At 60.3% G+C, this 12,049-nt stretch carries 9 protein-coding genes; 4 read left to right on the top strand and 5 right to left on the bottom strand.

Going from position 1 to position 12,049, the window contains the following annotated elements:
- Positions 1–321, bottom strand: a 321-nt coding sequence (locus DNJ95_RS07100; protein ID WP_131184021.1) for a DUF2946 family protein, incomplete at its 3' end; no start/stop codon positions are given.
- A 284-nt stretch (positions 322–605) separates the two neighbouring features.
- Entirely contained in the window at positions 606–1,628 is a 1,023-nt protein-coding gene (locus DNJ95_RS07095) for a FecR family protein (protein ID WP_131184020.1), read from the bottom strand.
- A 246-nt stretch (positions 1,629–1,874) separates the two neighbouring features.
- On the opposite strand from DNJ95_RS07095, the gene pvdQ reads away from it, so the two are divergent.
- A complete protein-coding gene (pvdQ, locus tag DNJ95_RS07090; protein ID WP_131184019.1) occupies positions 1,875–4,124 on the top strand; it encodes a bifunctional acylase PvdQ in 2,250 nt (749 codons plus the stop codon).
- A gap of 141 nt (positions 4,125–4,265) precedes the next feature.
- Positions 4,266–4,799, top strand: a complete 534-nt coding sequence (locus tag DNJ95_RS07085) for a sigma-70 family RNA polymerase sigma factor (protein WP_242671928.1) — start codon at positions 4,266–4,268, stop codon at positions 4,797–4,799.
- Positions 4,800–4,801: 2 nt separating this feature from the next.
- On the opposite strand, the gene hemN is transcribed toward DNJ95_RS07085, so the two are convergent.
- Complete coding sequence (gene hemN, locus DNJ95_RS07080) at positions 4,802–6,190, bottom strand: oxygen-independent coproporphyrinogen III oxidase (protein ID WP_131184017.1); 1,389 nt, start codon at positions 6,188–6,190, stop codon at positions 4,802–4,804.
- Between the two features lie 190 nt (positions 6,191–6,380).
- Positions 6,381–8,003: a methyl-accepting chemotaxis protein gene (locus DNJ95_RS07075; protein ID WP_131184016.1), complete on the bottom strand. Its 1,623-nt coding sequence runs from the start codon at positions 8,001–8,003 to the stop codon at positions 6,381–6,383.
- Positions 8,004–8,332: 329 nt separating this feature from the next.
- Between DNJ95_RS07075 and galU the strand changes: the two genes are divergently transcribed.
- Together galU and gorA are read left to right on the top strand one after the other, a co-directional pair.
- A complete protein-coding gene (gene galU, locus DNJ95_RS07070; protein WP_131184015.1) occupies positions 8,333–9,172 on the top strand; it encodes a UTP--glucose-1-phosphate uridylyltransferase GalU in 840 nt (279 codons plus the stop codon).
- Positions 9,173–9,224: 52 nt separating this feature from the next.
- Positions 9,225–10,583 carry a glutathione-disulfide reductase gene (gene gorA, locus DNJ95_RS07065; RefSeq protein WP_131184014.1) on the top strand — a complete coding sequence of 453 codons (1,359 nt, stop codon included), beginning with the start codon at positions 9,225–9,227 and terminating at the stop codon, positions 10,581–10,583.
- Positions 10,584–10,629: 46 nt separating this feature from the next.
- Here gorA and DNJ95_RS07060 read toward each other — a convergent pair whose 3' ends face one another.
- Positions 10,630–12,003, bottom strand: a complete 1,374-nt coding sequence (locus tag DNJ95_RS07060) for an alanine/glycine:cation symporter family protein (RefSeq protein ID WP_131184013.1) — start codon at positions 12,001–12,003, stop codon at positions 10,630–10,632.
- Positions 12,004–12,049: the final 46 nt, after the last annotated feature.

The raw sequence follows: 12,049 nt of genomic DNA, 5'->3' as shown, positions 1-12,049 counted from the left end.
GCTGATGATGCGGTACGGGGCCGGCGGCAGTGTCCTGCCATGGATGGGGCAGGTCGGAAGGCAGGGACGACTGGAGCCGAGCGCCGGACTGCTCAGCAGTAACGTGCAATAGCCACAGGCATCCAGCGCGCTGGCAAGCGTGTATCGTTCAGGCGTGTGATGGCCGTGGCCCGCGTGGTGATGCCCGGCTGCGGCATGATGCTCCGCATGCCCGGCCTGCTGCATCTGCGACAGCAATGGGCCGGTATAAATCAGCAGCATGGCGCACAGGCCGAGCCAGGCGAGGCCCTTCGAGTGCCGGCTAACCTGCAAGCGACTCATGTCAGCCGGCCCCGGCCTGAATACACTGGGCGCTCCCGGGTATTGGAGCACACCGGAATACTTCCATATGCATACGGAGCAGCTTGTCGAAGCCCATGCGTTCCACCTGGTGGTGATGAACCCTCTGCACGCGACCGACCTGCGTCCAGGCGCGTCCGTGCTACACGAAATACCTTCGGATCAGAGGGAGAGGTTCGCTGGCTGGCGGGATATTTGTATCTGCACGAGCGGACTCTAGCATCCATACCAGGGGAGAGGCAGTGGCAAGATGGTCGCACCGCCCTTCAGCGGATTTCCAGCGGCGAGTAACTGCGCTTGTAGCGAATGACCGTATTGCCTTCCTTGTTGCGGGCGAGCTGTACTGGCAGAACCCTCGGCAGCGCCTGCACCAGGCCAGCGATATCCTGGGTGTTGTAGATACCGCCGAGACGCAGCTCACCAGCGTATTTGTCACCTAGAACGACAGGGCTGTCCAGGTAGCGATTAATCATGGGCAGGGCCTGATTCAGCGTCAGATCGTCGATGATCAGCTTGCCTTCCTGCCAGGCCATGACCTGCCCGGTATCGACAGTACGTGTCAGCGGCTTGCGCAGCGTCCCACCATAACTGGCCTGCATGCCTGGTGTCAGGCGGACCTCCTGCCCCTGGGAGTGATTATCGCCATTTACCTTGACCGATCCTTCCGTCAGGGTCACGACGACCTGCCCATCGTACTTCCAGACATTGAACTGGGTGCCCGTTACAGTCACCTCGCCGCTGCCGGCACTGACCACGAAGGGGTGACTGGCATCATGATGAACCTTGAAGAAGGCCTCTCCTTCATCGAGGGTGACGCTGCGGCGGTCGATATAATTCAGGTAGGTCAATCGCGTGTTGGTATTCATGACGACAGTCGAGCCATCACCCAAGGTGACTTCCTCACTGGCGGCAACCGTCGAGTAGCGCTGGTAGTCGTTGGGAACCCAGCCTTGCTTCCAGCCAAGGAACGCCGCGACGGGCAGCGCCAGCAAGGCAAAGGTGGCGGCCCTAGCGTAGTACCGCAAGGAAGGCTGACGATGGCTCCGCGGAGGAACTACAGGGGGCTTCCCCATGCGAAGTTCAGGTTGTATGGAGATAGCTTCGCTGGTCGTCCAGATGTCCTGCATCGCCTCGAACTCCAGTCGGTGGGCCGGGTCGCTCGCCAGCCACTGTTCGAAGCGTGCGCGTTCCTTAGGGCTGAAATCGGCCTCATGCACGCGGATGCACCAATGAGCGGCCTCATGGGTGATGCGTTCGCTGCTCTCATCGGAAGAGTTAGGGCTATGCATGGGCGAAATTACTCAATAAAGCCGAATAGTGAAAATTCTGGACGAATCTGCACGAAAAACACATTGATTGTTTGTGATAACGACCAAGCTGTAACGAACATTAGTATAGTTCCTGCCGGGTTTGACGCTCAAGGTGTGAAGCGACTGATGGGTATGCGCCGTCCCATGGGCTTTGGTGAGCACGGCTAATTTCCCCAAGAGCACCCTCGTTCCTGTGTGGATCACTTGCACAAGGGCGCCTTCATCATGATCAAGCGGCATCCATCCATTCTGCTCGCTCTGGTTCTTTCCTTCTGTTGCATTTCAGGCTGCAGCAACAGAACCCACGAGAAAGCTCCGTCAAACACCGAGATACGTTGGACATCGCTGGGCATTCCTCATATCACGGCAAGCGACGAGAGGGGGCTGGGGCTGGGCGTGGGATATGCCTATGCCAGGGACAACCTGTGTCTGTTGGCCAATGAAGTATTGACTGCCCGCGGTGAACGCTCGAAGTACTTCGGTGGACAAGGTGTTTCTTCTGCCCGGCATGCCAACATCGAGTCGGACTTTTTCTTTCGCTGGCTGAACGACGAACGCTCCATTTCCGCTTATTGGGAGGCCCAGCCCAGGGAGATACGACAGTTGCTGTCCGGGTATGCGGATGGCTTCAATCGTTATCTGCAAGAACACGCGGGGCGATCATCATGCCATGGCGAGCCCTGGCTCAGGCCACTGGACGAGCAGGACCTGGTTCGGCTGATCCGGCGACTCATGGTCGAAGGCGGTGCAGGTCAATTTCTCGTGGCCATCACCACAGCCACACCACCGGGGCTGGCGCCCGCCAAGGCGATCGCGAGTACAGCTCCCAGGCTCGATCGCTTCGCCCTGGAACGGGGTAGCAACGCCATCGCCGTAGGTGGCGAGCGCAGCGGCAATGGCAGAGGCCGCCTGCTGGCAAATCCGCACTTTCCCTGGGGCGGGGCACTGCGCTTCTACCAGATGCACCTGAAAATCCCAGGAAAGCTCGATGTCATGGGGGCGTCCCTGCCAGGCCTGCCAGTGATCAATATCGGCTTCAACCAGCACCTGGCCTGGACACACACCGTGGATACCTCCAGCCACTTCACACTGTTCCGCCTCGATCTGGACCCTGCCAATGAAGGTCATTACCTGCTGGACGGTCGCAGCCGGCCCTTTGACCGGCACACCATCCGCATAGAAGTAATGGGCGAGGGCGGGAAATTGGAACAGCAGCAACGGGTGATCTACAGCTCGCACTGGGGACCTTTGCTGAAATGGCCAGGCGTCGCCGATTGGGACGAGAAGCATGCCTATGCATTGAGAGATGCCAACCTGGACAACCATCGTGCCATCGCCCAGTGGTATGCCATCAACCAGGCCAGCAGTGTTGCGACCCTGCGCAGCTCGATAGAAGGGCAGCAGGGTATTCCCTGGGTGAATACCCTGGCGGCGGACGACCAGGGCAACAGCCTGTTCATGAACGCCTCCGTGGTCCCCAATGTTCCCGTTCAACTTTTGCAGTCATGCGCGGATTCGCGACTTCTGCAAGCCGGCCTGCCCGGGCTGGACGGCAGTCGCAGTGCCTGTGCCTGGCAGACTGCCGAAGGCACGGCCCAGGACGGTATCCTGCCGGCCGATTCTCAGCCGGTACTGGAGCGACGAGACTTCGTACAGAACTCCAATGACAGCGCCTGGATGACCAACCCGGCAGAGCCGTTGGTGGGCTTCTCGCCCCTGGCCAGTCGTTCGGAAATACCACTGAACCCCAGAACGCGATTCGCTCTGGATAAGTTGGACGGGCTGCAAGGCGGCCCGATCGGCGAGGACTTCCTGCAGCATCTGGTGACCGATAACCGCGTCCACATGGCCGACCTGATGCTCGACGATGTACTGGCCTTCTGTGAAGGCAGGGCCGATTTGCGCAAGGTATGTGGCGAACTGGCACGCTGGAACCGGCAGGCAGACAGCGATGCCGGACCAGGCTGGTGGTATTTCCAGGCATTCATGGCCGAGTTCGCCCGCCTGGAAAACCCATGGCGGCAGGCTTTCGATGCCGCGGACCCGCTCGACACGCCACGGGGGGTAGACCTGGAACGCGAGGATATCGCTCGGCACCTGGAGAAGATTCTGCTCGATATCGGCCACCAAGCAGAGGAGCACTTCCGTCAATTCGCCAGCACACCGGAAGGCGAACGTATAGCGATCCCCGGGGGCCCAGGGGCGCTGGGTGTCTACAACGTGATCCAGACGAACGACTCCGGAGAGGTGGTCGGTGGGAGCAGCTATATCCAGTTGGTCAGTTTTACCGAGCAGGGACCGATCGCCCGGGGTTTGCTGGCGTTTTCCCAGGCAACCGAAGCCGGCTCCGTGCATCGTCACGATCAGACCAGACTGTTCGCCAAGGGGCTCTGGCAGCCATTGCCATTCACTGAATCACAAATTTCATCGGAACTGAATAATGAGAGGGTCGAATTGCCTCGATTAGGCATATAAAGCGAACTCATACATTCGTCACTTTAACTCGAAAAGTACTTCTTATCTGTCATGAGAATTATTATACTCGCCGCGTTTTGAGGAGCAGGCTGCATAGGCCTGCGATCATCAATGCCAGGGGGAGGGCGCTGCGACGTGACGATGGAACGATACTACGAACGGTTGATTCGGTACCTCGTAATCAAGCTGCGGGACCAGGAACAGGCCCGTGACATCGCGCAAGAGGCCTATGCGAAGGTGCTGGAGAACACCATCAACAACAAGATGGTGCTCGAGTATCCCCAGGCCTATCTGTTCCGTACCGCCCTCAATCTCGTGACGGACCTCTATCGCGAGAGCGCCAAACGCCCGACGCGTTCGCTCGAGGAGGTCAGCCCCGTGGAGCAGTCCACCTTCAGGACGCCGGTCGCGCACCTGTACCAGCAGGAGCGTGCCCTGATGGTCGAACGGGCGCTGGGAGAGTTGCAGGACAACTGCCGCCAGGCCTTCCTGCTACGCAAGCTGGAAGGCCTGAACCATGACCAGATCGCCCAGCAGATGAACATCTCCAAGGCCATGGTGGAAAAGCATATCGTCAATGCCATGAAGCACTGCCGGATCCGCGTCAAGGAGATGGAGTATTCCAGGGCGGATGACGACGCCCCGCAGCGGCGATTCAGACGCCGGAACACCTGAAATCATACCGTACGGGAAAAGCGCTGCTGGGTTTCACCCTCGAGGTAGGCATCGAAGGCCATCGCCACATTGCGCATCATCAGATGCCCCTGGGGTAGCAGCACGACCGCATCGTCACGGATTTCCACCAGGCCATCGCGGCACGCCTCCGCCAACTTTTCCAGCGCTGCGGAAAAATACTGCCTGAAATCGATGGCATGGCGCTGCTCCATTTCGGCGAAGCTGACATAGCCATGGCACATCAGGGAGATGATGACATCCCGACGTAGCCGGTCGTCCGCATTCAACCGGTAGCCCCGCTGGATCGGCAACAGCCCTTCGTCGAGGCGGGCATAGTACTGGGACAGCTCCTTGACGTTCTGGCTGTAGCCATCACCGACCTTGCCGATGGATGAAACGCCAAGGCCGATCAGGTCGCAATCGGCATGGGTCGAGTAACCCTGGAAGTTGCGTTGTAGCGTGCCGTTGCTGCGGGCCAGCGCCAACTCGTCTCCGGGCAGGGCGAAATGGTCCATGCCGATATAGACGTAGCCGGCTGCGGTCAGGCGCTTGATGGTCAGCTCCAGCAGTTCCAGCTTGCGTTCAGCCGGGGGCATGTCTTCCGGTCGTATCAGCCGCTGGGCACGGACCAGATGGGGCAGGTGGGCATAGCTGTAGGCGGCGATACGGTCCGGGCGCAGATCGATGATCTTGTCCAGCGTGGTACGGAAACTCGCCTCGGTCTGCAGCGGCAAGCCATAGATCAGGTCGACGCTGACAGACTTGAAGCGGGCTTCTCGGGCAGCCTGCACCAGTTCGACCGTCTGTTCCTCGCTCTGGATGCGATTCACGGCCTGCTGCACCTTCTCATCGAAGTCCTGCACCCCGAAGCTCAGCCGGTTGAAGCCCAGTGCCCGCAACCGGTGTATCTGCTCGGGCGTCACGGTGCGCGGGTCGACTTCGAGGGAAAACTCGTGTGTATCGCTGTCGTCCAGGTTGAAGGCATCGCGCAGTGCCTGCATCAGTTCCGCCAGTTGCTCATCGGTGAAATAGGTCGGCGTACCGCCCCCCAGGTGCAACTGGGTCAATTTGCGCTGCGGGTCGAAAAGCTCGGCCTGCATGGTTATCTCGCGCTTGAGATAAGCCAGGTAGCGGGCGGCACGCTCGGTCTTGTGGGTGATGATTTTGTTGCAGGCGCAGTAGTAGCAGAGGCTCTTGCAGAACGGGATGTGGATGTATACCGACAAGGGTTTCGCCATTGGCAACTGGTTGCTTTCGCGGGCACAGGTCCGGTAATCGTCCAGGGCAAAGGCCTGATGGAACTGCGGGGCAGTCGGGTAGGACGTATAACGGGGGCCAGGGCGGTCATACTTCTTGACCAGGGCGCGGTTGAAACTCAGCGTTTGGGCCATGTTCGGCACACCTTGCGGAATCGGTTCGATAGGAAAGTCGCACGTCCGCAGAGAGCAGCGCACGCAGGGGGATTATCGACGATCAGCACGACGGCACCGACTGTTCCAGATCAAGGAATGGGGAAGATCGGCCCTCCCGAGCCTGCTGAGGCGGCATTCACTGCAATGCGAATGCCGCCTTGCCATGCTTTCAGAGCTTGAACTGTCCCACCAGCCGGTTGAGTTCGGCAGCCAGTTGCACCAGTTCCTCGCTGATCTGCGAGGTCTGCGTCGCACCACTGGACGTGCTGTCGGCAATATGGCTGATGGTGTTGATGTTGCGGTTTATCTCCTCGGCGACCGCGCTCTGCTCCTCGGCAGCCGTGGCGATCTGGGTGTTCATGTCGTTGATCGTCGCCACTTCCGTGGCGATCACGCTCAGGCTCTGCGCTGCCTTGCCGACGCACTCTGAACCGCTCTGCGCACGTTGTTGCGCGGAATCCATGGCTTGCACGGCATTGCGCGAACCGCTCTGCAACTGTTCGATCATCGCCTGGATTTCTTCAGTGGACTTCTGCGTGCGCGAGGCGAGGGTACGTACTTCGTCGGCGACAACCGCGAAACCACGCCCCTGTTCCCCCGCCCGGGCCGCTTCGATCGCCGCATTCAGGGCCAGAAGGTTGGTCTGCTCCGCGATCTCCTTGATGACGCCAAGGATCATGCCGATATTGGCACTATCGCTCTCGACCTGCTGGATGACGCCTGCCGCTTTCTCGATCTCGTGAATCAGTGCCTCGATACCCTCGAGAGCCTGGGTGGCGACATTCACGCCCGAGCGGGATTCCACATCGGCATCGGCGGAGGCGGTCGCCGTCTGCGAGGCGTTGCGCGCCACTTCCTGGACGGTTGCGCTCATTTCGTTCATGGCCGAGGCGACCATATCCGTTTCGCTGCGCTGCTCCATCACCGCGGTCAGGGTCTCCTCGGCGACCGAGGAGACGCGGGTGGACACTTCGCCCAACTGCCGGGTCACGCCGGCCACGGCCACCAGGCTGCTGCGGAATTTCTCGATCATGAGGTTGAATGCCAGGCCCATGGCGCCGACTTCGTCCCGTACATCAGTCTCCACGCTGCGGCCAAGGTCCTCGTTGGCGGTCATGTACTCCATGGTATGGCGCATGGCGTTGATCCTGCTGATGACCACGCGGCGCACCGTGTAGCCCATGACCAGAACGCCCGCGAGCAACAGCAGCAACTGGATGCCGGCAGAGATGAAGATGTTGCGGTTGACCTCCGCATCGAGCTCCTTCAGGTCGTAGCTGATGCGCACGGCGCCTACCACGGTATTTTCCGGAACAGCGTGGCAGGTCAGGCAGTTGGTACCCCGATAGTCCTTCTCGGCATGGATCGGGTTGATCACGGTGAGCACCCGGCTGCCGCCATTGTCGTCGACCTGGACGATCGACTCGCCCTCCAGCGCTCGCCGATCCAGTTCATCGACAGGCGCCTGGTGATCGTGGCCGGCGCCGAAATACTTGGTTATTTCTTCCCCACGGATGATGCGGGCCTCGGTAACTCCCGGCCTGGAGAGAATCTTCGTACGCAAGACCTCGCGCTGGGCCATGGTACCCGTCAGCATCATGGTATTGATGCTGTCGAAATAAGAATCGGCGGCATCCTTGGTCTGCTGCTCGACGACATTGCGCACCAGTTTCCTTTCCGTGCTGGCAGCAAAGAACAGCGATGCCGACATCACCAGTGCGAATACCAGCACGAGTGCGAGGTTTATCTTGGTTTGGACGGACATTTGTCGTGAACTTGGCGCTTTATTCATTCTTTCCCTCGGCTACCACCGAATGAGCAAAATGGCGGGTCTGTATTACTTGTCTCGCGTGCCAGCGGCGCATGGCCAGATGCCATAGCGAATCTTGTACAGGATATCGGCTAGAAATCCACTTTTCATATGGTTATTTGGAAAAAGTCGGTGGACTGCCCCCTGGCGACAGGGCAGGCTACAATGCTGCCGGTAAAGCCCTTGATGCAGGCGGACCTTGCTTCCAGCATGGCAAGTCATAACCTCTATCAGGCCGCTTCGACCCGCCGGTGTTTTCTCCAGTGCGGTTCGTTGCATGGCGCGGACTGGAATATTTCCCAAGGAATCCCATGATCAAGAAATGCCTCTTCCCGGCAGCCGGGTACGGTACCCGCTTTCTACCCGCAACCAAGGCCATGCCCAAGGAAATGCTGCCGGTAGTCAACAAGCCGCTCATTCAGTACGGCGTCGAGGAAGCCCTGGCGGCCGGGTTGAACCAGATCGCCATGGTGACCGGCCGCGGCAAGCGCGCGCTGGAAGATCACTTCGATATCAGCTATGAGCTCGAACAGCAGATCCGCAATACCGACAAGGAAAAATACCTTGTCGGCATCCGCCGGCTGATCGATGAATGCAGTTTTTCCTACACCCGCCAGGTCGAAATGAAAGGGCTTGGGCATGCGATCCTCAGTGGCCGGCCTCTGATCGGCGACGAGCCCTTCGCCGTGGTGCTGGCCGATGACCTCTGCATCAATCTCGATGGCGACCCGGTGCTGGCGCAGATGGTCAAGCTGTACAACCAGTTCCGCTGCTCGATCGTCGCCATCCAGGAAGTGCCATCGGAAGAGATCAGCCGCTATGGTGTGATCGCCGGCGAGATGATCCGCGACGATATCTTCCGGGTCAGCCACATGGTGGAAAAACCCAAGCCCGAAGAGGCGCCATCGAACCTCGCGATCATCGGCCGCTACATCCTCACCCCGGATATCTTCGACCTGATCGAACAGACCGAGCCAGGCAAGGGCGGGGAAATCCAGATCACCGACGCGCTGATGAAACAGGCCAAGAGCGGCTGCGTGCTGGCCTACAAGTTCAAGGGGCAGCGCTTCGACTGCGGCAGTGCCGAGGGTTACATCCAGGCGACCAACTTCTGCTTCGAGCATTTCTACCAGACCGGCAAGGCCTTCTGAGGCCCAAGGTCATGGCCGTACCGTTCACAGGACCTGAAGGAGGCTGATGCCCATGAGTCATGACTTCGATCTGTTCGTCATCGGTGCCGGCTCCGGCGGCGTCCGGGCCGCACGCTTCGCCGCGGGATTCGGCGCCCGGGTGGCCGTCGCGGAAAGCCGATACCTGGGCGGTACCTGCGTCAACGTCGGTTGTGTACCGAAGAAGCTGCTGGTTTATGCGGCGCACTACGCCGAAGAGTTCGAGCAGGCATCGGGTTACGGCTGGAATATCGAAGGTGCCGGTTTCGACTGGAAAACCCTGATTGCCAACAAGGACCGGGAAATCCAGCGGCTCAACGGTATCTATCGCAAGCTGCTGCTGGACAGCGGGGTCACCCTGCTGGAAGCCCATGCACGTATCGTCGATGCCCACACGGTGGAAGTCGAGGGGCGGCGCTACAGCACCGAACATATCCTTATCGCCACCGGGGGCTGGCCGAGCCTGCCGGATATCCCGGGTAAGGAACATGCGATCACCTCCAATGAGGTCTTCGCCCTGGATGCGCTGCCGGAAAGGGTGCTGGTGGTCGGCGGTGGCTATATCGCCGTCGAGTTCGCCTCGATCTTTCATGGCTGCGGTGCCCGGACCCGTTTGCTGTACCGTGGCGAACAGTTCCTCAGGGGCTTCGACCAGGCTCTGCGCACGCATCTGCAGGAAGAACTGACGCGCAAGGGGGTCGAGCTGAGCTTCAATAGCGATATCGTCCGTATCGACAGGCAGGCCGACGGCAGCCTGCTGGCTACGCTCAAGGATGGCGGCACGCTGGTGGCGGACTGCATCTTCTACGCCACGGGCCGCAAGCCGATGCTGCAAGGCCTCGGACTGGCGCAAAGCCAGGTCGAGCTGGACCAGCGCGGTTATATCGCGGTGGATGAGCACTACCGGACATCGGTACCCTCGATCCTGGCGATCGGCGATGTCATTGGCCGGGTGCAACTGACACCAGTGGCCCTGGCGGAAGGCATGGCGGTTGCCCGTCGGCTGTTCCAGCCGCAGGAATACCGCAAGGTCGACTACGATGGCATTCCAACCGCCATATTCAGCCTTCCCAACATGGCGACCGTCGGGCTGACCGAGGAGCAGGCGCGCGAACAGGGTTACCAGGTCCGCGTCTTCCAGAGCCGTTTCCGGGTAATGAAGCTGAGCCTGACCGAGAGCCAGGAACGCACCCTGATGAAACTGGTGGTCGACGCGGAAACCGACCGGGTTCTCGGCTGCCATATGGCTGGCGCGGAGGCGGGGGAAATCATCCAGGGACTGGCAGTGGCCTTGAAAGCCGGTGCTACCAAACGGATGCTGGACGATACCCTCGGTATCCATCCGACCGCGGCGGAAGAGTTCGTCACCATGCGAACGCCGCTCGCGGAGTGAAACGACGTAGCCGTCGCCCCGGCGTCGATCCGGGGCGACGGGGCTGTCAGTCTTCGGTTTTCCAGTTCTTGCGGCTCATGTAGTCGCGGGTTTCCTTGACCACCACGCCCGACAGCAGCAGCAACCCGATCAAGTTGGGCAGGGCCATCAGGCCGTTGGCGATATCGGAGAAGGTCCATACCACTTCCAGGGATGTGACCGCACCGATGAAGACCACTACCGAGAAGATCAGCCGATAGGGCATCACGGCCACACGCCCCCACAGCCGCTCCATGCAGCGCTCGCCGTAGTAGGACCAGCCGAGGATGGTGGTGTAGGCATAGACCAGCACGCCAATGGTGACCGTGTAGATGCCCCAGCCGCCTCCCAGGCCCTGCTCGAGCGCCCAGGCGGTCATCGGTGCGCCCTTGAGCCCTTCCTGGGTCCAGGCGCCGGTGACGATGATGGCGAATGCCGTCAGCGTGACCATGATCAGCGTATCCAGGAAGGTCTGCGTCATCGAGACCATGGCCTGGCGTACCGGCTTGCTGGTCTTGGCCGCGGCAGCGGCGATGGCACCAGTCCCCAGGCCTGACTCATTGGAGAAAATCCCGCGGGCCACACCCATTTGTACCGCCAGGATGATGCTCGATCCGAGGAAGCCACCTGCGGCGGCGCTGCCGCTGAAGGCATCGGTGAAGACCAGCGCGATCGCGTCCGGCAGCCTGTCGGCGAAAACCACCAGTACCGCGACATTACTGATGATATAGAGCACGATCATCACGGGTACAACGCCTGCGGCAAAACGGCCGATGCTCTTGATGCCGCCAATGATCACTACCGCGGTACCGATGGCCAGGAACAGCCCGCTGACGGTAGGGGAAATGTTCCAGGTGGAATACAACTGGTGCGCGGCGGTATTGGCCTGCACCATATTACCGATGCCAAAGGACGCCAGGGCCCCGAAAATAGCGAAGGCGATACCCAGCGTCTTGCCGAAGGTGCCGCCGACACCGTGGGTCAGGTAGTACATCGGGCCACCGCTCTGTTCGCCCTTGGCGTCGGTGACACGGTATTTCACCCCGAGCAGGGCCTCCGAGTACTTGGTGGCCATGCCCACCAGGCCGGTCATCCACATCCAGAATAGCGCGCCCGGTCCACCAATCCCGATAGCCGTGGCAACACCGGCGATATTACCGACGCCGACGGTCGCCGCGAGGGCGGTCGCCAGCGCCTGGTAGTGGGACACGTCCCCGGGTACATCGCCTTTCTCCGTGCGCTTGATAAAGGCCAGCCAGAAGGCATGCCCGAGGATGCGGAACTGCAAGCCACGCAGGCGGATCGTCAGGTAGAGGCCGGTCAGCAGGAGGAGGGGAATAAGAAGGAAGGGGCCCCAGATAAAAGAGTTTATCGCTGAAAGTATCGCGAGCAGTTGGTCCATTGATGAGTCCTTGTTGGTCCAGTCTGGATAGGAAGCGCCGATTCAC

The organism is Stutzerimonas kirkiae, assembly GCF_004327335.1.
GTDB lineage: Bacteria > Pseudomonadota > Gammaproteobacteria > Pseudomonadales > Pseudomonadaceae > Stutzerimonas > Stutzerimonas kirkiae.
This window is presented reverse-complemented; position numbering and strand designations above follow the sequence as displayed.